Origin of the sequence: Vibrio sp. 10N (genome assembly GCF_036245475.1) — a bacterium.
In the GTDB taxonomy this organism is placed as follows: Bacteria; Pseudomonadota; Gammaproteobacteria; order Enterobacterales; family Vibrionaceae; genus Vibrio.
The window spans coordinates 2,523,906-2,545,085 of the sequence record NZ_BTPM01000001.1 but is presented as its reverse complement, the minus strand read 5'-3'; the positions used below and the strand labels follow the sequence as shown (position 1 = coordinate 2,545,085).

Annotated in this window: 19 protein-coding genes; 8 read left to right on the top strand and 11 right to left on the bottom strand. The window is 47.2% G+C overall.

Features of this window, described 5'->3' with window-relative positions; all coding sequences use genetic code 11:
- Nucleotides 1–264 precede the first annotated feature (264 nt).
- Complete coding sequence (locus AAA946_RS11845) at nucleotides 265–2,094, top strand: hypothetical protein (RefSeq protein ID WP_338165034.1); 1,830 nt, start codon at nucleotides 265–267, stop codon at nucleotides 2,092–2,094.
- 74 nt (nucleotides 2,095–2,168) lie between these two features.
- On the opposite strand, the gene AAA946_RS11840 is transcribed toward AAA946_RS11845, so the two are convergent.
- Together AAA946_RS11840 and AAA946_RS11835 are read right to left on the bottom strand one after the other, a co-directional pair.
- Nucleotides 2,169–3,008 (bottom strand): transposase, encoded by an 840-nt coding sequence (locus tag AAA946_RS11840; RefSeq protein ID WP_338165033.1) that lies wholly within the window; start codon nucleotides 3,006–3,008, stop codon nucleotides 2,169–2,171.
- 171 nt (nucleotides 3,009–3,179) lie between these two features.
- Nucleotides 3,180–3,581: a DUF2061 domain-containing protein gene (locus tag AAA946_RS11835; RefSeq protein WP_338165032.1), complete on the bottom strand. Its 402-nt coding sequence runs from the start codon at nucleotides 3,579–3,581 to the stop codon at nucleotides 3,180–3,182.
- A gap of 286 nt (nucleotides 3,582–3,867) precedes the next feature.
- Between AAA946_RS11835 and dmeF the strand changes: the two genes are divergently transcribed.
- From dmeF to rodA, 5 genes are all read left to right on the top strand, one after another.
- The gene (dmeF, locus tag AAA946_RS11830; protein WP_338165031.1) at nucleotides 3,868–4,800 is read left to right on the top strand and encodes a CDF family Co(II)/Ni(II) efflux transporter DmeF; all 933 of its coding nucleotides are present in this window, start codon (nucleotides 3,868–3,870) and stop codon (nucleotides 4,798–4,800) included.
- The gene (locus tag AAA946_RS11825; RefSeq protein ID WP_338165030.1) at nucleotides 4,800–5,216 is read left to right on the top strand and encodes a MarR family winged helix-turn-helix transcriptional regulator; all 417 of its coding nucleotides are present in this window, start codon (nucleotides 4,800–4,802) and stop codon (nucleotides 5,214–5,216) included. Before dmeF ends, AAA946_RS11825 begins: the two co-directional genes overlap by 1 nt.
- A gap of 84 nt (nucleotides 5,217–5,300) precedes the next feature.
- Nucleotides 5,301–5,675: a hypothetical protein gene (locus tag AAA946_RS11820; protein WP_338165029.1), complete on the top strand. Its 375-nt coding sequence runs from the start codon at nucleotides 5,301–5,303 to the stop codon at nucleotides 5,673–5,675.
- 52 nt (nucleotides 5,676–5,727) lie between these two features.
- The gene (locus AAA946_RS11815; protein WP_338165028.1) at nucleotides 5,728–6,405 is read left to right on the top strand and encodes a DedA family protein; all 678 of its coding nucleotides are present in this window, start codon (nucleotides 5,728–5,730) and stop codon (nucleotides 6,403–6,405) included.
- 61 nt (nucleotides 6,406–6,466) lie between these two features.
- Nucleotides 6,467–7,552: a rod shape-determining protein RodA gene (gene rodA / locus AAA946_RS11810; protein WP_338165027.1), complete on the top strand. Its 1,086-nt coding sequence runs from the start codon at nucleotides 6,467–6,469 to the stop codon at nucleotides 7,550–7,552.
- Nucleotides 7,553–7,615: 63 nt separating this feature from the next.
- Here rodA and AAA946_RS11805 read toward each other — a convergent pair whose 3' ends face one another.
- Nucleotides 7,616–9,076, bottom strand: coding sequence for a DUF3360 family protein (locus AAA946_RS11805; protein ID WP_338165026.1), 1,461 nt, complete (start codon nucleotides 9,074–9,076; stop codon nucleotides 7,616–7,618).
- Nucleotides 9,077–9,437: 361 nt separating this feature from the next.
- Here AAA946_RS11805 and AAA946_RS11800 point away from each other — a divergent pair, with 361 nt between their 5' ends.
- Both AAA946_RS11800 and AAA946_RS11795 read left to right on the top strand, forming a co-directional pair.
- Nucleotides 9,438–11,996 (top strand): DUF294 nucleotidyltransferase-like domain-containing protein, encoded by a 2,559-nt coding sequence (locus AAA946_RS11800; RefSeq protein ID WP_338165025.1) that lies wholly within the window; start codon nucleotides 9,438–9,440, stop codon nucleotides 11,994–11,996.
- A 259-nt stretch (nucleotides 11,997–12,255) separates the two neighbouring features.
- Nucleotides 12,256–12,825: a hypothetical protein gene (locus tag AAA946_RS11795; protein ID WP_338165024.1), complete on the top strand. Its 570-nt coding sequence runs from the start codon at nucleotides 12,256–12,258 to the stop codon at nucleotides 12,823–12,825.
- A gap of 126 nt (nucleotides 12,826–12,951) precedes the next feature.
- On the opposite strand, the gene AAA946_RS11790 is transcribed toward AAA946_RS11795, so the two are convergent.
- The 8 genes from AAA946_RS11790 to AAA946_RS11755 all read right to left on the bottom strand — a co-directional run bounded on the left by AAA946_RS11790 (nucleotide 12,952) and on the right by AAA946_RS11755 (nucleotide 21,132).
- Complete coding sequence (locus tag AAA946_RS11790) at nucleotides 12,952–14,544, bottom strand: BCCT family transporter (protein ID WP_338165023.1); 1,593 nt, start codon at nucleotides 14,542–14,544, stop codon at nucleotides 12,952–12,954.
- Nucleotides 14,545–14,806: 262 nt separating this feature from the next.
- On the bottom strand, nucleotides 14,807–15,175 hold the full coding sequence (locus AAA946_RS11785) for a hypothetical protein (protein ID WP_338165022.1): 369 nt from the start codon (nucleotides 15,173–15,175) through the stop codon (nucleotides 14,807–14,809).
- A 300-nt stretch (nucleotides 15,176–15,475) separates the two neighbouring features.
- Nucleotides 15,476–16,534, bottom strand: coding sequence for a DUF4382 domain-containing protein (locus tag AAA946_RS11780; protein WP_338165021.1), 1,059 nt, complete (start codon nucleotides 16,532–16,534; stop codon nucleotides 15,476–15,478).
- 122 nt (nucleotides 16,535–16,656) lie between these two features.
- The gene (locus tag AAA946_RS11775; RefSeq protein ID WP_338165020.1) at nucleotides 16,657–16,962 is read right to left on the bottom strand and encodes a hypothetical protein; all 306 of its coding nucleotides are present in this window, start codon (nucleotides 16,960–16,962) and stop codon (nucleotides 16,657–16,659) included.
- A complete protein-coding gene (locus AAA946_RS11770; protein ID WP_338165019.1) occupies nucleotides 16,959–17,447 on the bottom strand; it encodes a DUF4405 domain-containing protein in 489 nt (162 codons plus the stop codon). Before AAA946_RS11770 ends, AAA946_RS11775 begins: the two co-directional genes overlap by 4 nt.
- 135 nt (nucleotides 17,448–17,582) lie before the next feature.
- The gene (locus tag AAA946_RS11765) at nucleotides 17,583–17,963 is read right to left on the bottom strand and encodes a hypothetical protein (RefSeq protein ID WP_338165018.1); all 381 of its coding nucleotides are present in this window, start codon (nucleotides 17,961–17,963) and stop codon (nucleotides 17,583–17,585) included.
- Between the two features lie 154 nt (nucleotides 17,964–18,117).
- Complete coding sequence (locus AAA946_RS11760) at nucleotides 18,118–19,635, bottom strand: DUF6851 domain-containing protein (RefSeq protein WP_338165017.1); 1,518 nt, start codon at nucleotides 19,633–19,635, stop codon at nucleotides 18,118–18,120.
- Nucleotides 19,636–19,962: 327 nt separating this feature from the next.
- Nucleotides 19,963–21,132 (bottom strand): MFS transporter, encoded by a 1,170-nt coding sequence (locus AAA946_RS11755; RefSeq protein ID WP_338165016.1) that lies wholly within the window; start codon nucleotides 21,130–21,132, stop codon nucleotides 19,963–19,965.
- Between the last annotated feature and the right edge of the window lie 48 nt (nucleotides 21,133–21,180).

Genomic DNA, 21,180 nt, shown 5'->3' with positions numbered 1-21,180 from the left:
TTGTGTGATCTTTGTTGCATTTTGTTTGTGCAAAGCAGTCGTATTTCAACAAATTGTGATATTCAGCGCATGTTTTTAAGCTCATTTATGACATTTGAGTATTGCTGAGGATGCAGTGCGGATGAGTTTAGTCGTTGATAAGCCGTAATCATGATCACGATAGATTTTATTGTTTGGAGCCGCCGGATAAGGTTGAGTTAGACTCCGCCAAATTCTTTTTTTGTTAGATGGAATGCCGTTTAGCAGTAATGGCTTAGGAACATAATGAACATCAAAGCACTTTCTATCTTGGTTGGTTTGGGATTGATGCTGACTGGCTGTAGCCAAGACAGTGATACCAACGAATCCAGTTCCTCTTTTTCGACAATTCAAGGGCTAGCCTCGGCCGGTGGTGGGATCAAAGGGCGTATTGCCTTAGCACAGGTTGATGCAAGCCCTGATAGAACAAGTGTTCTCAACAGCATGGTGTACACAGTGCCAAAAGGTGGTGAATTTACCATCGCTAATGCTGGGCAATTGGTGTATCCAACGCTGCTTAAGATTGATGGAGCATCTGGCGTTAAAGCCATTAGCGAGTACACCATTTTGATGGACAACAGGTCTCAATACTTGAACCTAAACCCGCTGACCCGATTGCTTATTGGTAAGGTCGCGGGTATCGATGCCGAGCTTGTGTTTGAAGATTTTGAGCAGCATCAGTCTAAGTTTACTGCGACAGCGATTGAAGCCGCACAAGTTGAGTTGAAGTCCACACTAAAACCATTGTTTGAAGCTGCGGGAGTGAGCCTAAATAGTCACTTGCTTCGTGAGCATTATCCTGCTGACCACACTAAATTGGACGCAGTCTTATCCGCTTTAGCGTTAGAGTATCACTCTGACGGCGCTGTGGTGACTTATCGACCTAATCATAAGCACACTCTAACGCTTACTTATGCGCAAGATTGGCAAGGGGAGCAGTTGTTGCCTGAGGACTATGGGATGGAGGCGCTCAAGTTAGAACTGGCGCTGCTTAATCAAGCCTCGCAGATACTCGAAGCAATGATTCTTCTCAAAGATGATCAAGCCGGGTTTGAAGCATACCTAGCGCCAGAAGCACATTGGTTTGGAGCAAACCGAGCAGAGCTACATCAAAACTATTTTAATGTTTTGCCGAATGAAAACGATGCGTCTTTAGAGCGTTATCGCGATTTAGTGCTGCTTGACAGTCAGCCTGAGAAAAAGCGTTATCTGGTAGGGTATACGACGGCATTTGAAGCCAGCACGTCTAGCAGCATTGCGCGAGACCAAGCTTGGTTTGAGTTTGATGAAGGTAAGCTGAAGTTCCTTGGTGACGATAAGGCCTACCCGACTTCATTTTATGCAGTATACAAGTTAAACCAAGCAGCCAAACCTTATAACTGGGGTGAGTTTGACACCTTTGATTGGGTGTTTGAAACGTCTGGCTTTTTAACGGCATCTGACTGCGAGTCAGTCCCTGAAGTGGGGGAATGGCAATTCGGCAATCCAGCATTTTTCGATAAGTTAGCGCCGCTAAGCTCGATTATTGATGGTCTAAACTTTGTCACCGTGATATCGCCGTCTGACCAAGTGATTCAAATGGACAAAGTCTACCGTACGCCGAACTCGACCAGTTGCCATCTCGTTGATAGTGGAAACTTTGTTAGCGGTATGCTTTCTGGATACCCAATAAGTGAAGCAGGTTCAATCCCAAGCAACCAAACATATACAGTGGCATTCCACTTTGATGATCAAGTTTTGGACAAACAGATTTATCTGACTGAGCCGCCAGCATCACAGCCGGAAATGATGCCGTATTTAGCAAAAGTACAGCAACTTGATGGACGTAAGGATGAGTTTGTCTACCAATGGTCAAGACCAAGTACGTTTGTCACTGAGGGTGATTTGTATCTGTATTATCCCCAACAAGAAGGCGAGGGCAGCCGCGTCACTATTGGTGAGGGGATGACCGAAGTCTCAGAGCCTCAAAAGAACGATGTGGTTCGAATATTCCATAACGCTCTTGACCCATATGGGCGTATTATCAACCAGTACTATGTGTCGGCAGATGATACGCCGCTCGGCACCAATCAGTAACGGATACCTACCTGTAAAAAAGCCAGCAATATACATTGCTGGCTTTTGTTTGTATGACACTAACGGGTCGGTGATTAAGCTTGTCCCTTAGACACAATCCGACTGATGCGTGAGTAATGGAGGCCAAAGTGAGTGCCAATCTGCTTTTGTGTGTAGCCACCACTGCGAAACGCGAGGCAAATAGCTTCATCTCGGCTATTGGCTTTCTGCTCATATTGTTTCAGGCTGAGCGGAGCTGCGCGTCGCTGGGCACTTGGGATCTCACCCATTGCTTCGGTAAGTGACCCTAATTGCGTTAAGTGACGCTGAATAAAGGCCTCATCACCTAAGAAGATTTGGCGTTTTAAGTGTTGCCATGGATTGTAGTCTTTACCTTCGAGCACAAACTGCTTGTAGTGGCTAAGCGCTTGCTCGCGCTCCGTGCCAAACGATTTGAGAGTTGGTTCGATGACAAACCATGCAGGTTTAGATTTGCTGTCGTTTAGGTAACCCCAACTGCTCCACGGGTAACTTTCTGGATCCACAACCATATTGGCCTTGACTGGGCTGAGCAAAATATCGCGTCCGACATCAAGGAAGTGTGCGTCTCTATCAATAAGAATCGATTTAAAGCGACCCTGATACAAATGCCCACTGCGACCGTGTTTTTGATTGAAGCGCTGCGTATAGACACCGTTGAGCTGACGCATACCAATACTTAAGTTGCCATCTGGCGTTTCAATCAGCAGGTGATACTGATCTTTCATTAAGCAGTAACCATGAACCATCCAGTTGTAGCGCGTTGCCGTGTGATCGAGCACTTGAAGAAACAGCTCAAAATCTTCGCGGTCTTGAAAAACAGACTGTCCGTCGTTGCCTTTCGAGTTTACGTAATAGAGGGCGCCTGGGTATTCGATTCGTAGTGGTCTGCTCATAACGGTGTCGGTCGTCTCATAAGTGTATGAACGTTCTACTATAAAGGATCAGCTTTGAAAGGCAAAACGCAAGACTTGACCCCTATTGGATTTGCTCGTGATGCGTTGTCCAATATGTCAGCACTTTTGATAGGAGCGTGCTGACACATTGGATTGTGAAGATTTAGTGGCTTACGCAACCGCCGCTTTGGTGATACTAAGTGGTGTCACGTTGTGTTTATTGCGTTGCCATACACGCTCATGGAAGAAGTAAGCAACCGAGTTAATGGCTGGCTCAATCGTTGCCATTAGACCGCCAATAAAGGCATCGCCAGTCAGTAGGTAAGTAACACTGAATGCTACGCTAAAGTGAATAACAGCAAAGCTGGCCGTTTTCACTTGAGTCTTTGACTCACGTCGTTTTAGGTAAGGCAGTTTCTGCCAAAGCTTCTCATGAAGATAAAACGCGCCGGTATTGATAGTCGGCTCCACCATAGCGACCAGACTACCAAGCAAGAAGTCTCCAGTCAGAGCGAACGCAACCATGGTTGCGATAGAGAAGTGGATACCTGCAAAAGTAAGTGTCTTGATCATTACGTTACCCTCATGAACGTTAATCTGTGTCGATGAATTCATTATTGATAATAATTCTCAGTAACAGAAGTAAATTACTCCTATTTAGTTGATAGTTTTTTCCTATCAATGTCTTTAGATTGGGTTCGATGTTGAGGGTTGTTTTGCTGAAAGCCCCCAGATTCAGTGATGAGGTGTTGCTGCTTTCAACTTTTTCTCGGGATCTAGGCGCTTACTCTTTGACTTTGTTTGATAGTCAAACTAAATTGATAGTCAAGTATTTTGATAATCAAACTAAGTGTATCCCATGTCTTTTGAATCTGCGCCTCACTCTCATGACTTTTCTAGTCATAATCACCAAGGTGAAAAACGAACGCTCTATGTGCTGCTGCTGACGGTCACCACTATGGTCGTCGAAATAGTGGCAGGAACCTTTTACGGTTCGATGGCACTCTTGGCGGATGGTTGGCACATGGGCACACACGCCGCGGCCTTCTGTATTACGCTATTTGCCTATCGTTATGCGAAGAAACATCAGAACAATGAGCGTTTTTCATTTGGTACAGGTAAAGTCAGCGTGCTTGGGGGTTATACCAGTGCCATTGCACTGGGTATTGTGGCGCTTATGATGATCGTTGAATCGGTGCATCGATTGTTCAATCCACAGCCGATTTATTTTAATGAGGCTATTGCTGTTGCTTTTATTGGACTTGCGGTGAATGTCGCGAGTATGTTTTTACTGGGTGAGCACCATCATCACGATCATCATTCGCATGACCATGACCATGACCATGACCATGACCATGACCACGGGCATACACATCATCACGACCACAATCTAAGAGCTGCCTACTTGCATGTTTTAGCGGACGCATTGACCTCCGTGCTCGCCATTGGAGCCTTAATTCTCGGTAAGCTCTATGGCTGGAATTGGCTGGATGCATTTATGGGCATTGTTGGGGCTCTGGTTATTGGTAAGTGGACGCTTAATCTTTTAAAACAAACCAGTCCTATTTTGCTCGACGAGAGCGTAGAGGAAACGTATCGAACTGAGATTCGTCATGAACTTGCCCCCTCAGCAGAGGTGGTTGATTTGCACATGTGGAGAGTGAGCGGTCATCATTATGCTGCGGCCATTACCTTAGTGTCTCAAGACACGCTTTCTTTGCAGGCGTACAAACAAAAACTCAGCAAGTTTGATAAGATTAGCCATCTCACATTAGAAGTACGTTCGACTTAATGCAGGATCTAGAAACGCTAAACCAGCTATTGACCGAGTTTTACGACAAGATGTCATCTTGGGAGCAGTCCGTTGTTAAAGAGACGGGATATTCATTGGCGCAAGTACACACCATAGAGGTTTTGGGTGTGCATGGTGCAATGCGAATGAAAGAGCTTGCCGATAAACTGGGGATCACAACTGGTACCCTGACGGTACAGGTCGATAAGCTGGTTGCTGCAAACTTGATTGAGCGTTTCCCACACCCTAATGATCGCCGCGCGATTGTGGTGGGTTTGACGGAAGAGGGGGAAGCGATTCATCGTCATCACAACCAATTGCACCTGAGTTTGGTCAAAGACATCACCCGCCATTTTGATGAGGGGCAAGAGGCTTTGCTTATCTCGTGCTTATCGAAGATGAATCGAGAGTTCTAAGCCAGTTAAGAGTCGTTATTTTCTCATTGCTTTTTTGAGCGCTTAGCAGTACATATAAGCAGATCCCACTACTAGGCTTTCTGTGTGAAGCGAACGATTAACTTCTTCCCATTACTGCTGACTTTGCTAACGATGTTGCTTTTGAGCAGCGTCGCCGAGTCTATTAGTGAGATGACGTTTTCTTATCAGCCTGCGGTGGTAAATCCAGAGCGGGCGCCCGACCTCGCCAACGAGAATCAACTTTTACGTCCTTCTACATGGCGAGTACCATTACACAAAGCCCAGTTTCGACCGAGCGATCCCTTGCCTTGGTTGATGGTTGCGTTTTCATTGACGACGTGGCTTATGCTTGCGCAGCTAAGGCGTACTACCCCAAGTAGCTATCTCGCCTTTGCTAACCCTCGACTCGGTGGCTGGCAAGAATCCAACCTACAATTTCGTTTCATCCACTCGCGTTAGTCACGTTTTCAAAGATTTAACTTTCTTATTTCGTTAAGCTTTTGGAGTGTCTATGTTTGATGCGACTCAAGAGGTGTTGATTGCTATTTGGCATCAAGACTTCGACGCACTGCTGTCGCCTGGCAGTGCCGTACTGATCTATGTTTTGGTCTCTTTGTTTATTTTTCTCGAAAGCAGCTTCCTGCCTGCTGCACCTTTGCCATGCGATAGTGTCGTAGTGCTGGTGGGTACCTTGTCTGCAGTAGGGGTTCTTAACCCATTTCTCGCGTTTGCGCTGCTTATCATTGCCGCTTCCGTGGGCAGCTGGCTTGCGTATTTACAAGGGCGCTGGCTAAACCGCCTGCCGGTTGTCCAAGGTTGGGTAAACAAAGTCCCCGAGAGCAACATGAAGATGGTGGATAACCTTTTGGGTCGCCATGGGCTTATTGCTCTGTTCATGGCTCGATTTGCCCCAGGTGTTCGCTGCTTAGTGCCGATGGTGATGGGGATTCGACTGCATGAAGTGCAGCGTTTCCATTACTTTGCTTGGTTCAGTGCCAGCTTGTGGATTGCCTTGCTGGCCGGTGTAGGATTCCTCTTACCATCTCTACCTGAACCTATTAGCCGTTTTGCCACCATGGTGTTAATGGCAGCGCCTGTCGCAACGCTCTGCGCGGCGATCTTCACCTTTGCGACTTGGCGTCTACGTCGGCTTATCGGTGATAAAAAACGTCGCCTCAACAAGCTTTAATAGCTTTCTATTTCCTAGTTAACACATAGGAGGCGTTAGCAGCGCCTCTGATTAGAATCCCATGTTGAAAAATTTTAAGACTCCTCAGCTCGATCTTAGTATCTTGCTGGCGATTATCTCGATCATGATGCTTGGCTCGCTGACCATTTGGAGTGCCAGTGGTTACAGTGAAGCGATGATGACTAACCACTTGATGCGCTGTGGCATCGCACTGACCTGCGTGCTGATCATGGCGTCGATACCGGCGAAACAGTATCGACGTTTCTCACCACACCTCTATTTACTCACCATTATCTTGCTAGTCGGCGTGGTGCTGGCAGGAGACAGCAGTAATGGCTCTCAGCGCTGGCTCAGTATTGCTGGGGTTCGGTTTCAGCCCTCAGAGTTGGTAAAGCTGGCTATTCCAATGATGGTAGCTTGGTTTATTCAAAGGGAAGGCACAAGGCCAAGTGGCTTGCGGCTGATTGCAGCTATTTTGATGACCGCCATTCCGGCAGGTCTCATCTTTATTCAGCCAGACTTGGATGGGGCCATCTTCGGTGTGATTTACATGCTGTTCGTGCTCTATTTCGCTGGCATGAGTTGGAAGATCATCGGAGGCTTTGTCGCTTTGGTGGCAACCTCAGCCCCTTTGCTATGGTTTTTTGTGATAGAAACGTATCAAAAGAAACGCATATTGCAGTTTTTGAATCCGCAAAGTGATCCGCTTGGCTCGGGCTATCAGATTATCCAGTCTCATATCGCCATTGGTTCTGGTGGGGTGACGGGGACGGGCTGGACCAATGCGACTCAAAGCTCGCTAGGCTTTATTCCAGAAAGTCACACAGACTTCATTTTCTCTGCGTTTGCAGAAGAGTGGGGGTTTGTTGGCTGCGTGTTGCTGCTGTCGCTCTACCTGTTTATTACGCTGAGAGCGCTATGGCTTGCCTGCCACTGCCATCATGCCTACAGCCGTTTGGTGTGTGGTGCACTAGCGCTCAGTTTCTTTTTGTACGCGTTTATTAACACTGGCATGGTCAGTGGTCTATTACCTGTTATGGGCAGCCCGCTGCCGTTTTTTAGCTATGGTGGTACCGCAATGATCACGCAAGGCGTGTGTTTTGGGATCATTATGTCTCTCTGCCGAGCGACATCACGTTACGATTAAAATGAGGTGAGAAAAAGCGCCTTACTAAAAGAAGGCGCTTGAGTGAGAGTCGATAACGTAGGGCTAGTTACCAATCAAAGCAGGGATACCCGGTAATTGACCAACGACCGCGAGTGAGCCAATACAGATTACAAACGCAAGACCTGGGATCAGGTACTTGTCCTTTTTAGACAGCGTTTTAGCGCGCTCGCTATCGCCAATGAAGCCCATGTTGTCGAGCAGCATAGTCGTTGCCCAGCCAAATACAGGGTTCACAAAGGCACACGAGAAGATACAGATACCGGCGCTGAGTGAGTCTTTGTGTTTGTGAATCATCTGCATGCCTGCTTCAAGCAGAGGCAGGAATACACCAACAATCAAAGCGACGCGCAGCACTGGCTCCCACATGGCTAAATCCATTGGATAGCCCAGCACTGAGGCCAAAATACACAAAATACCCGTAAGCAGTGCGCCGCCTGGAATAGGGCGTTTGGCAATTGCTGCCGGGATCATGTAGGTACCCCAAGAGGACGCAAGGTTTGAGCCGCCAAGTAGCGAGCCGACACCTTGACGAATCGATGCCACCATCATGGTGTCGTCAACGTTCATCAATACGCCCTTGGCTTCTTTTGGATAGTTCAACTCTTGGAACACACGGTGACCCAAATAGTCAGGCGACCACATCGCCACAGCCAACAGTGCAAATGGTACAACCGCAATGTAGTGCTCCAGTGTCGGCCAACCTAGTTTCCAGCCGGTGTCTTCACCCCACCAGTAGAATGGACTTAAATGTGGCAAGCCGGGTTCGGTGGTAAAGGCAAATTCAGCGCCCATGGTGTACGCGACAATACCAGCAATTGCAGAGCAAAGCGGGATAGCGAGCCAGCGTTTGTTCACTTTGGCTAGGTAGGCGTACACCAACACAGTCACGCCAATCACCGCAAACGAGATATAGCCATGACCACTAGCACTTGCCCATGCTTCGGTTTTATTGATTTGACTGATTAGGCCGACGGCACCCAAATAAATCAGCAAGCCTCCCCGTACACCAACCCCGGTGAGGGTCATCAACTTGGAGCCCCCTTTGGTGAGCGCGAGTATCATCCCGAATGCGCACACCATTATACCGAGTGCGAGTGGGTGTCCACCTGCGGCAGCCACAAGGGGTATCAGCGGTATCATCGGCCCATGCGTTCCAGCAAGGTTCGCATTAGGGTTAAGAATCGCAGAGAACAAAATAACGAATAAAGCGCCCGCAATAAGCAGCTCATAACGTACGTTCTCTGCGACAAACTCTGGTGATAAGCCAAATTGAGCCGCAAACACAGCGACCATGGCCGTCACCATGACCACTTTACCTATGGTGGCGGCAATCGCCGGTACCCAGTCCTCTATTTCGATACTGTAATCACGAAAGGGTAAGTGGATACCCCATCGTCTGAAGCTCATGATCTTAAGATCATGGTTCAGAAACTCTTCCCTGCTTTTAAACTCTTGAGCCTTGCGGCGCATATCCCTATAAAAGGTTTTACTACTTCCAGACATTCGTCTTTTTTCCTTATGAGAGGGAGAACAACCAGTCTTCAATCAAGTCTACTTGCGCTCGGTATACCAACCTTCGATTGATACGAGTCGGCATCCCAGCCGCTACCGAACTCCTTCTTTTTATGCCAGAAGGGAGACTTGAATACTTGGTTTCTCCTTAGTGATAGCCAGTGCCAATCATCAGCACTGGCTGGATCCGTGTTTCACTATTGAATGAAAGGTAAATAAATTGAAAATGCCTTTTATTGATTTGGATTAGCATGTCACCAATGATCGCGGGGTAAAGTGAGTTTTTTGTTGTAGTTGCGAGTCCGAGCACAGGTTCTTGCTATTAACTTATGAAATCAAACACCTAGCAATAATGAAGATATCAGAGCACGCCAATCGAACGGAGCAATTATTCGGACTCCGCGCCGAAGACATTCATAAATGGATCGATGGTTTCTTCGAACACGATCGATTTGATCATGCTCTAAAACAGGGGGCAGTGACTCGTGATCCCTACGATCATCGTCGGTTTCGACACTGTAAAGAAGCGCTGAATGAGGCGTATCAAGAGTTCAGTGGCCAGTATTCGCGCCAGCAGATACGCAATGTGTTTGAAACTCATATTCGTGATGATTACGACGGCTATATTCCTTCCCGTGCAGATTTTGAAAACGGCACGTTTCAAACCAAATACCACGATGCCCATGATGGCGATGAACTCAGTGCTGTGCTGAGTGCGAATGAGTTAATGGATTACTTTGATGGGTTGCATGCTCGTCATACCGAAAGTCGCGGTGTTTTTAATCGTTTTACTTTGCGCATTGTCGCACCGTCGATATTGGCGCTGATCTTGTTTGTCGCGGCGATAATTTTTGCCATCGTCCCTTTTGTTGAACAGTCGATGGTTGAGCAAAAGCGCAATATGTTAGCGCAGCTCACTTCCTCTGCGGTAAGTATTGTTGATAACTACATTGAGCTAGAACAAAAAGGTCAACTGAGTTCCGATGAAGCAAAGCGCCGTGCCAAGAATGAAGTTGAAACTATGCGCTATGGTCCCAATAACCGTGACTACTTCTTCGTTATTGATACCCAGCCTAGCATGGTGATGCACCCCTATCGCGCCGATCTGACTGGGCAAGATCTCAGTGATTATCGAGATAGTGATGGTGTCGCGGTGTTTGTTGAATTTACTAAGCTGGTCGAGAATCACCAACATGGTTTTTTAGAATACCTGTGGCAGTGGAATGACCAAGCGGATGTGACCACGCCGAAACTGACCTATGTGCAAGGCATTGACGAGTGGCAATGGATCATAGGTACAGGTGTTTACTTGGATGACGTCCAGCAAGGTATCGATAAGCTTGAAGGCACGCTTTACACCATTTTTGCGGCCATTTTTGCCGGTCTTGTGGTCTGTATGGGCTTTGTGATGTCGCAGAGTAAAGTGATTGAAAATCGCAAAAAACGTGCAGAAATAGCCTTACATGAAGCAAAAGATCGCTATCGTGCGTTGGTGGAGTCGTCTAACGAAGGTTACCTCCTTGAAACCGATGGGCAAATCATATACTCAAATGCCTGTCTGCATCGTATGGTTGGCTTTAGCGAGCACGACCTCGAAAAGCAAGGCAGTTGGTCTCGTTTGTTTTCTAACTCGCCTCAAAATGCCAAAGTGTTGGCGCACCTTGAAGCGTTATTTGATGGCCAGGCGGAGCCAGCAGAGTTTGAAGCGCAGCTAACCACCAAGCATGGCAACACCCTAGATATTATATTTAGCTCGTCGCGTATATTTTTGTCCGAGAAGCAGGGACACGTTCTCTCGTTTCGCCCGATTACGCGTAAAATCTATGGTGGCAGTTTTGGTGTGGTCGATGAAGTGCGAGACTATCAGCCAATCGGTGCCGATATCATTCGTAAAATTGAGCAGAGCCATTCGTCGGCTCATGTGGTGGAAACGCTCAATCAATTAACCTTGGTCATCAGGCAGATGATTGAATCGGGCTGCCGACCTGAGTTGTTACGTCGCATCATCGGTACCGCCTATGATGCGGCCATCTGCCGATTTATCGATCTGGCGATTGCCAAGCTTGGTGAGCCGCCAGTGCCATTTGCGTTTATCTCATTTGGAAGCAACGCCCGTCATGACATGACATTGTTTTCTGACCAAGACAATGCGATTGTTTTTGATGCTGCCAAACTAGAACCTTCTGATCTAAGGCGGGTTCGACGTTACTTTCTGAGTTTGGCAGAAAATGTCTGTTCCATGTTGAACCGGGCAGGGTACCGTTACTGTGAAGGGCTCATCATGGCGTCCAATCATCAGTGGTGTTTGAGTCTGGATGAATGGAATCACAATTTTGAACGCTGGATCACCGACGCAACACCTGAGTCGATACTTGAACTGAATGTGTTTTTCGACATCCGAGCTACCTATGGTGAGCGCCTGTTGGTGGAAGCGATGCACGATAATATTCAGCAGCAACTTAAACGCCGACCACAGTTCTTTACCACTTATGCGCAAAACTGTTTGCAGCATGACATCCCACTTACGCAGTCAAAACAGATCAAAGCGGACAATCATCAAGGACAGCAGACTTTAAACCTCAAACAATGTTTGAGGCCGATGGAGATCTTCTGCCGCTTGTACGCACTAAAACATGACATCCGAGAAAGTAATACGGTTACCCGCCTTAAACTGTTGGCTGCTCGTCAGGAAATAGAAGCATCTACACTGCGTGACATGCTGTATGTATTTGATCACATCTGGCAGCTGCGATTTATGAACCAAATTGATGAATACACTGACCTTTGCAAAGTGAATGATGACATTGTTCTTGCTAAGCTCTCAACATTGGAGCGGCAACACTTAGAGTCGGTGCTAGAGCGTGTCAGTTTATTTCATGACAAAGTGGAGCGTGACTTTTTACGGTTATAGCACTTAGGTTCTTTGTGCCTTTTTGAGCAAGCACAGTGCTTGTATTGCAGCCATTGCCGTCGTTCAGCGGCGTGGGCTCACACAGCAAAGTAATATATTTGGTTCTTGGAATATAAATCGATAGACTTCGCGCGTGATTGGATGATGTTTTGTGTGAGGAAGTTTTGGCGAAATACCTAGTAACGGCGGTATTACAACTTATCGGTACGGAAGGCTTAACAAGCTTGAGTTGGAAATCGCAGAGCAAAAGCCTGGCACTATGCTCACATTGAGTGAGAGTTACTCCAAGGGTGCAGCACAAGAGTATCAAGCTCAAAATGGCCAATATCAATACACGTTTTTAGATGCGTTGTATGGCGATATGGAAGCGCCTTATTTGCTATCAGAAATGGATCATCGAGGTTACGACGTTCCTTGGATTAGTGAGAGTACGTTAGCCCATCATACAGTCGATAAGCACCTGACGGTGTCTCACAGTAGCAAAGGCGATTTGACTCGTCTTTATTGCAAAGATGATGACCACTTTTACGGACAGCCCCATCAGCAGGCGCAGTACATTCACATTTTGCGTGATACGACAGACAAGTACCGAATCGACGTGCCAGAAGAGATAACGGAGTGTCAATCCGAATCAAAAAACTGTTTTTCTATCTACGAAGACTACAAACAAGAGTTTGCCGTACTCTACTTTCCACCGATAGAGAGCAGCGCATACGTTAATGACACCGCCTATTTGATAAAAATGAACAGCGGCGCAATGGTGAAGTTGGCACTGAAAGATCTCATTGGTGCCGAGAACCAAAAAGCTGAACCAAAAGCTATTGGATAGCTCTGAAAGCATTCACCTGATTTTGGATAACCAACAAACCGTGATTAGCTTGGATGTGCAGTAAGTGCTGCTAGTTTGAGGCGCTGTAAGAAAGATGAAGCCGACCTTTTAGATCGGCTTCGTGATTTATAAGCCTTGTGTTTTCGCCATGCTATTGGCGATTTTAGGCGCGTACCAAAGACTTGGGGCGATAATGAATGACGCCGGTACTGCGGTAATCACAATGAAAGATTGCAATGCAGAAATGCCGCCACTGCCCATCGAAATCAACACGATCGCTACCGCACCCATGATGACACCCCAGAAAGCGCGAATCAGCGCATTCGGCTCTTTGTCGCCGGAGATCACCATAGTAATGGTATAGGTCATTGAGTCACCCGTGGTCACAATGAAGGTGGTGGTCAGAATTAAAAACAGGATTGAAATCAACAACGGAAACGGCAGTTGCATAGTGATTGCCAATAGCGCGCCTGGCATATTGAACCCTTCAAATCCGGCCTTAATGATACCAGGGGTAGCCAGCTCAAAGGCCAGCCCAGACCCACCCACGATGGTAAACCAAAAACAGGTCACCAAGGGAGCAGCAATACTAATGGAGAGAATTAATTGTCGAATGGTGCGGCCGCGTGAAATACGCGCAATAAAAATAGCCATCATTGGTGCATAGCCAATAAACCAGCCCCAGAAGAACACGGTCCACCAACTCAGCCATTGAGTATCACCGCGGTACATCGCCATCGGCACAAACTGATCAATCATGGTACCGAGACCTTGAACATAACTGTCGATAATAAAACCAGTTGGCCCAGCGATTAGGATGAACAAGATAAGCGCAGCAGCAAGTATGACGTTGTAGCGGCTGACTAATTGAATGCCACGATTAACACCACTCAGTGCAGACAAGGTATAAAACAGCATCGCAATGATGACCACCGTCGCCTGAGTGGCAAAGGTGTCGGGAATAGAAAACAGAGCTTGCATCGCATAACTGATCTGAAGGCCAAGAAACCCAATCGGACCAATGGTGCCCGCCGCCACAGCAATGATGCTCAAGGCATCGATGGTATTACCGACCCAGCCTTCAATGGCGCGCTGTCCAAGCAATGGGTAGAGCAGAGTGCGGGGTTTAAGTGGTAGGCCTTTGTCGTAATGCAAATGCATCAGCACTATCGATGACAGTCCACCCAATACTGCCCATGCGAGAAAGCCCCAGTGCACAAAGGATTGTGACAGCGCGTTAATTGCGTTGTTTTCTGGTGATGAAGAACCAAATAGCGGTGGTGGAGATAAGTAGTGAGCGATAGGTTCGGCTGCGGCCCAAAAGACGCCGCCACCTGCGAGCAGAGTACAAAGTACAATCGACATCCACTTGAAGCTTTCAACATCAGGGCGTGCCATTCCACCAAGCCTTACATCACCAGTGCGACCAAAGCAAAGAGCAAGACCGATGATGAAATTTGCCATCAAAAGCAGTTGCCAAAAGGCACCAAAATAACGGGTGGCAAGGTCAAAGCCTGAATTTACGGCGTTGGAGAGGGCGGCGGGGTGCGTCAATGCAAGGAGGACAAAGAGTGTTAAGAAAGAACCGCTGAGCCAGAATACAGGGTTGTTCATTTCTAGCTTTTCAGCAAGGCTCTTGATGCGTTCAGGTGGATGAATCGCATCATACGCGGATATTGATGCGGCTGAGCAAGCCTCAACCGTATTGGAATTTGACATTAAATTATCACTGTTCACGGAGCGCGGAATATCTGTCGCGCTGTGGATTTCAATGTGGTCACGTGGTTTAAAATGTGACCTGCATCATAAAATGGTCGGGCATCCTAACATAAAGCCTATTCAGGATCAGAAGTTTTTTTGAACGCTCAAGCTGTTGCTATGAGTGAGGTGTTGTATGGAAGTGGGGCTTTGGGGGGTTAGGTATTTGTTGGTTGAATGGCTTTATTTGACTAGAACAACGAATCGCTGGCGCCGTATCACCTTATGGTCTTAGCTGCTCTATAAAACCTTGATAGTCGAGATAAGCTTTACGAACTCTTTCGGGTATGGGTTTTTCATAGACGCGGGCATCATCAATTTTAGCCATCGACCAACCTTGGAAAATAGGCTCCTCATAACAGTTCATCGTTCCTTGGCGAGGAGTGGAAAGCAGTGCATGGCGCAAGTTCTGCACATGATACCAAGGGGAGCTTTTGCCTCTGAAATGGTTAAGGATAGGGTATTGAATCAGGAAAATTTCGCAGCACAGTAACTGCGCGAGCAAACAGTCAACGCTTATACGTGCCTCCTCAGGATAGTAGTGGACGACTTTATTGAGTTCTCGGTTACATTCTTGGATCACACTGGCCAAATATCCCTCCTAAACCAACGGCATAGGTGCTCAACCTTAACAGCAGAACTTAACGAGCACTCTATACACAGTAAGCCACGAATCTGATGATCGCCAGTAAAGTCTGATTTTAGATTTGATTGCAGGGAGTTACGTGATCGCAGGGAGTCGGGTAGGACAAGGGAGTGTTGGTTATTCTTCTTATTAGAGCCACTGTTTTCGAGTACGCCGACTTACTCGGTGTAAGCCGGCGTGCGGGGTTGGATACATAAACCTAAAGCAAGTCCACTAATCCAAGTGAAGCTCTAGTGCTGGAGCAACCTACAGAATAGGATCAATGTTTTGTTCAGTGTATTGACCTTCTTCGACATCAACAGGAGTGTAGTGTTGATAGATCAAGAAGCCTTCTTGTTCGGTTTCTTCAGTACTAGGTTGGTCAATGTATGCGGTACATGTGTAGCCAATGCTGTAGGTGCCTGCGCCTACGTGTCCAAATTCGTAGCTATAGGTTGTATCGCCGGACTGGTCTTGACCCGTGACTACAGTCGCAACAGCAACCGGAGCCTGTCGTTCACCGGTGGCACCAACGTCACCCATTGTGGTGCGATCTCTTGAGCCAGCATACAGATAGACTGCATGCACAGGGTCAGCGTTGCCAATGGCATTGTATGATGCACTGTCTGCTTCACAAGCTTGGTATTGAGTAGGGTTCACATTGCCGCGTATATGGCCAGCTTGTGACGCGTTAATCAGTGTTACGCCATTACGGTTCATCAACATGTGGTCGAGACCTTGTGGGTCGGTTAGCGCCGTTCTTAAGTCAAACTCAACGATATAGCTGTTTATGCCTGCAACAATCTCAATCGATTCACTTGGCTTGGCGAATGCCAGCGTGCCTTGATCCGGATCGAGTGGTTTAAAGCCAAAGCAACTGCCTCTGTTGGGTACTACCAGACCTTTTAGGCTGCCATCGACTCTTTGTACATAGGAAGTGGAATCATCGTTAAGGAAAAGGCCGTCTTTTGCGTACAAACACATCGCGTAGTGACCCGTCTTGATTTCGTAGTCTCGTATGATGGTTTCGGCATTGCTACCTTGGTACTGCATTAAATCGATCTGACGAAGAGTTCCTTCTGGTTTAGAGACATCCAGTAAGATGTGCTCGCCGATCTTCTCGCCACTTTGAGGGTCAATAGGGACGAGTACAACGTCTTTAAAACCAAGAACCACTTTTTGAGCGTCATCGACAGGAGCATCTGACACTCCTAATGAGAACTTACCCGTACTAGGTGCAGGAGAAGAAGACGAAGAATCGCCACCACCACAACCTACCAAAAGAGTGGTTGTAGCGATAGCAAGGGCAGTGAGTGAAAGTTTCATAGTAGCATCCGAGCAATTACTGATTTATTTGTCATTAATTGTAGTTGCTATGCATGCCAGCCCCTGTCAGAGGGATGTTAAGGGTGTATTAAATTTTATAAATTTCAAATCTGAGACAGCTACTAGTATTTACTGGGCTGAGGTGTGCCTCGTGAGCGTTTTTTCACTTTGTTTAATAGTGTTAGTACCCCATAAGTCACGAAGAAAGGGACGGAAGTGAGTACAATTAGCTTGATAAATGACATGGCGAACATAAACAGAAATGGTGCCGACTTTTCATCATTTTGGGGTTCAAGTGCCATGGCTGACTCGTTTATCGACTCTGCCCATGATGAGAATTCAACACTCCACATCAGCCCACTGACAATCAATGAGATTAGTAGGATAACTGCACTTCTTTGTTTCCAGTTTTTGGTTAAATATTTCATTGAGTCCCTGCCTTTCTATTGCGCTGCGGCATCATTTTTTTGGTCATTGTTTTGATCCAAGTCCAATGCAAAGCTAGGTGCACACCAAGCATCGGCATCACCAGATTACCAAGGTCGTGGTGCAGTTTCGCCCAAACAGGCAAGATATCGATAGGTAGTCCTAGTCGCGGGAGTAGGGCTTCCGAAACTAGGAAGCCACTCAATGTCGCCATCAGCATAACCAGATAGAAAAGGGCATCCCAAATAGCGTTGAATCGATCTTTGTTGGATTGACGATGGACAAAATTCTTAGGTAAGGCAATCAGCCAATCCCAGTGAAGCAATAAATGTATAATCAGCGGGACAATGAACAGTAGGCTCAACCACTCGTGAGCCCATGTTCCGGTGACTTTTGGAATGCAGACTAAAATGAAGCCGATCAGTAATACGCCATCCATCACGTATTGTGTTTTGACTAAGCTGTCTTTCCAAGTTCTTGTTTGCATAATGAGGCGTCCGAATCAAACTGCGTGCGTTAAGAGTTCATGTCTATACGCTACCAATTTAAAGTCGTGATTCAATTTGTTTTACAGTGATTTACAAATTGAGCCTCTTCACTAGCCTTTGACGCTGGAAGGCCATCATACTCCATTTTTAAGAATGTACTCTCGACACGCGCGATACGTCTGAGCTCCCTCTTTACTTTGAGGAGGCACATTCCTCATTTTGTGCATTTGTCGCAATACCTGGTTTCTTTTGCGGCGATCGAAGTTGATGCGTGTTTCTGCTAAGCCGCCAAATTTCACATGATCATAATGAATGTGCCAATACGCGCCTTTCCCCGCTTTGTAGGCATTGGCTCCACCGGCCAGTTGTAAAACGTTGGCTTGTAATTGCGACACCGGACTAGAGCGGTTGTCCTGCAAAGGTGCTGCATGTGATGTGAGCTTGCGGCGTTGAACTAGGGCTGCTCTCGCGGCGTGGTGGCTTTGCTGCGAGTCTGAGGCTTGATGGGAATACATCCGCTGTTTCTCCTTGATTACTATGCGCTCTTTTTGAGCTTAGATATATCTATAGGAAACGAGCGGATGAAAATCAAAGTTAGAACTGATAACCCCATCCAACAAATGCAAACTAGTCACGAGTGATTTTCGTTCTACTTACACGAAAGCGCCTTTAGTAAGCGGTGCCATCAATATAGGTTTTTAACCATTCGTAGGCTTGTGAGCCGATAGGGTCACCAATTGCCTGACCTGCGGGTATGGAGTCGTAGAAATGCACGCCAGCCCATAGACGACTGATACCGCAATCATCGGAGAACCCATCCCATGTATTCCACCCAAGTACGGTATGAGATTGTGGTGTAACACCGGGCTCAACGAGAGATGTGCCAGGCTGCTTGTCTAACACGGCAAACTGAGGTGGAAGGAACCCTGGAACCCAAAAGCTGAGATCGTTTGCCTCTTGCGAAGTTAAGCCAATTTGCTCAGCCAAATAACGCTTCGTAGAGGTGGCGTGTGCTCGGCAGAAACTTGCACTGGCTGATGGGTATTCAGGATGGTTGGCCGATTGAAGGTAAGGACGCCATTCACTGCCTTGTAGATCGTTGACAATCCCCTTGCCCGGACCGCCCCAAGCGCTGATGGCTTCGTCTCCGTATAGGTAGCCGATGGCGCTAAATGGCCTTACCGCATCGTATTTCCTTTTGTTGTCCCAAATGGTGATCCCTGTGTCGAAGGCTGCCACGTTCACCAGAAAATCGAGTTGAACAAATTGTTCGAGCGACAAACCATGATAGAAGGTCGCCGCGAGGGTTGAGTACCCCAAACTAATAATTTTATTGTCATAGAACTCAGACAGCAGCTTTTGCTCATCGGTTAAGTTGATTTGTGCGTCAATGACTTCATCCGCTTGCTGCTTATAAGCAGCCAAGGGAGTACCCGAGAGTGAAACTGCATAAGATTTGTTGGGAAACGGTGCTTTTAGCGTTGGGGTTTCATAGCTAAATGGTGTGGTTTGACCAAACTGCGGGACAACAAACTGCTGTGAGAAAAACAGGCCGTTTCCAGAACTCAACGTATCTGGTTGCCATCGTCGTGGGTTGATGAGTGCTTCCGCTTTGTTTCGCGGTCGATAGCCTGTGCAGTCAGCATAAGGTTTAGGGAAGTACTGGTTGCAATCGGTACCAAGCTGATTCATACCATCGGCCTCTCGAGCGGCAACAATGGCTTGACCAGCGGTGTTCCCAACGCCAGCAGGCTGGCTGAGATCTAAAGTTTGATTGTCTGGATCCAGTCCGACTGAGGTCAGCATCTGGTCCCAGTCGTTGGCATATTGCGGCATCAAACTCATCAATATCTTGTGACTTGCGTACATAATGGCGATGTTTCGCTTACTGTCCCCGTCACCTGCATCGATACGCCCTAAGTTCGAGTGGACACCTAAGCTCTGTGCGCTATACGGAGCAATGGCGTCAAACCATGCTGCTGTAATTAAGGTTGTGGTGCGCAAGACAATAGGCGCATCACCGGGTGCGACCGTCGACAACAGATTGGGAACGGTAGCCTCAATGACCGTAGCGGGCGCACAAATGTTTGGAGCCCCTTGCGGACACTCAAACGCATACCCAATGCTTGGCAGTGAAAATAGGATGGGTGGAAGGACTCGCCTTGTAAAATAATTCCTAGCTTTCATGTTGTTATCCTTTTCTACATGTTTGTGGTTGCTATCAACACGTTTCAAACTAGCTATAGCAACGTGTTGATATTATTGGATTAACATTGACAGACGTTGTTGTACCTATCACGGAGATAGGTGATAAATATGTTAATAATGAAGTGCTCAATAACGAGGAAAAATCGTAGTTGTGGAACCAAAATCACGAATACTTTAGGGGCTTATTTGTAAGGGAAGTCGGTTTTGTGGAAGTGAAAACAGAGGGTTGATAACGTTCGAACAAAAAGCGCTCTCGGGGGTAATTGCCCCCGAGCTGAGTTGGGTGCCTAGCGCTCTATCTCGGTGTTATTTCTTCACTACTAAGTTGAGCAAAAGTAGCAAACCAATCGGGAATAGCGATGCAATCAACATCCAAGTCCAGCCTTGCGTAAACAGCACGATGCCAGCACCGAGTGAACCAGAAGCTTGAAAAGCCGTGATGGAAAAATCGTTCACCGCCTGAACCTTAAATCGCTCGCTTGGATTGTATGTCTGGGGTAGCAGCGATGTACCGCCAATAAAGAGGAAGTTCCAGCCGATACCTAAGGCCACTAACGCCCACCAATAGTGATGAACCGAGTGACCAAGCAGTGCAACGGCGATACAGGTAAGAAAGACCACACAGCCAAGCGTAATGAGTTTATAGACGCCAATGCGTTTTATGATCATAGGTGTGACAAGAGAAGGGAGATACATTGCCATGACATGACTCTGAATAACCCATTTGGCGTTTTGAATATCATGTCCATGTGCAGACATCGCCAGCGGGGTTGCTGTCATCAAAAACGCCATCACAGCGTAAGCGGTTAAACCAGAACCGATTGCCAGCCAGAGCAGAGGCTGCTTAAAAAGCACAGTAAGATCTCTGGACTCCCCCTCTTCAGATTGACTCTCTTGTAGGTTAAGCGGCTTCATCGCAATGGCAAGGATAGCCGCGCCAATAAGCTCCAAAATACCCAGCGCCGCATAAGCTCGTGCATACTCAGAGTCGAACAAAGGGATAGCCTGACCAATGTTGAGCAACTCTGGCCCCAACCACGCTGCAGCGATGCCGCCCACCAACACTAAACTAATGACACTAGGGTGCTGAGCAGGGCTTTTACAGCTTTCAATGGCAGCAAAACGATACTGACCCACGTAAGCTAATTGGGTGCCGAGCAGAAATGCACTGAGACAGAATCCCCAAAAGTGGCTCGACTCTATGCTCCAAGCGGCACATAGGGCACTAAAGCTGCTCACAATGGCTGCCAAAACAAACGCTCGCTTTCTACCGAGCTTTCTCTGTATTCGAGCGGCGGGGAAAATGTTCAGCGACACTCCGACGATGAGCGCCGTAACAGGTAAAGTTGCGAACGTTGGATCGGAGTGAAGCTGCGCGCCCACAATGCCCCCGAGAAACACATTCAGTGCGCCTACAGACAAGACGAAAGGTTGCACAGTAGCAAGTAACCAGGCATTCCATGGTAGTGATTTCATTGTTTTTCTTAGGTAGTGCTTTTGATGGTGCTAATGGTGAAGGAATTT

What these genes read in the sequence shown, in the direction of transcription:
- AAA946_RS11845 (WP_338165034.1), top strand. Translation starts at nt 265, where the DNA reads ATGAACATCAAAGCACTTTCTATCTTGGTTGGTTTGGGATTGATGCTG.
- AAA946_RS11840 (WP_338165033.1), bottom strand. Translation starts at nt 3,008, where the DNA reads ATGAGCAGACCACTACGAATCGAATACCCAGGCGCCCTCTATTACGTA.
- AAA946_RS11835 (WP_338165032.1), bottom strand. Translation starts at nt 3,581, where the DNA reads ATGATCAAGACACTTACTTTTGCAGGTATCCACTTCTCTATCGCAACC.
- dmeF (WP_338165031.1), top strand. Translation starts at nt 3,868, where the DNA reads ATGTCTTTTGAATCTGCGCCTCACTCTCATGACTTTTCTAGTCATAAT.
- AAA946_RS11825 (WP_338165030.1), top strand. Translation starts at nt 4,800, where the DNA reads ATGCAGGATCTAGAAACGCTAAACCAGCTATTGACCGAGTTTTACGAC.
- AAA946_RS11815 (WP_338165028.1), top strand. Translation starts at nt 5,728, where the DNA reads ATGTTTGATGCGACTCAAGAGGTGTTGATTGCTATTTGGCATCAAGAC.
- rodA (WP_338165027.1), top strand. Translation starts at nt 6,467, where the DNA reads ATGTTGAAAAATTTTAAGACTCCTCAGCTCGATCTTAGTATCTTGCTG.
- AAA946_RS11805 (WP_338165026.1), bottom strand. Translation starts at nt 9,076, where the DNA reads ATGTCTGGAAGTAGTAAAACCTTTTATAGGGATATGCGCCGCAAGGCT.
- AAA946_RS11800 (WP_338165025.1), top strand. Translation starts at nt 9,438, where the DNA reads ATGAAGATATCAGAGCACGCCAATCGAACGGAGCAATTATTCGGACTC.
- AAA946_RS11795 (WP_338165024.1), top strand. Translation starts at nt 12,256, where the DNA reads ATGCTCACATTGAGTGAGAGTTACTCCAAGGGTGCAGCACAAGAGTAT.
- AAA946_RS11790 (WP_338165023.1), bottom strand. Translation starts at nt 14,544, where the DNA reads ATGTCAAATTCCAATACGGTTGAGGCTTGCTCAGCCGCATCAATATCC.
- AAA946_RS11780 (WP_338165021.1), bottom strand. Translation starts at nt 16,534, where the DNA reads ATGAAACTTTCACTCACTGCCCTTGCTATCGCTACAACCACTCTTTTG.
- AAA946_RS11775 (WP_338165020.1), bottom strand. Translation starts at nt 16,962, where the DNA reads ATGAAATATTTAACCAAAAACTGGAAACAAAGAAGTGCAGTTATCCTA.
- AAA946_RS11770 (WP_338165019.1), bottom strand. Translation starts at nt 17,447, where the DNA reads ATGCAAACAAGAACTTGGAAAGACAGCTTAGTCAAAACACAATACGTG.
- AAA946_RS11765 (WP_338165018.1), bottom strand. Translation starts at nt 17,963, where the DNA reads ATGTATTCCCATCAAGCCTCAGACTCGCAGCAAAGCCACCACGCCGCG.
- AAA946_RS11760 (WP_338165017.1), bottom strand. Translation starts at nt 19,635, where the DNA reads ATGAAAGCTAGGAATTATTTTACAAGGCGAGTCCTTCCACCCATCCTA.
- AAA946_RS11755 (WP_338165016.1), bottom strand. Translation starts at nt 21,132, where the DNA reads ATGAAATCACTACCATGGAATGCCTGGTTACTTGCTACTGTGCAACCT.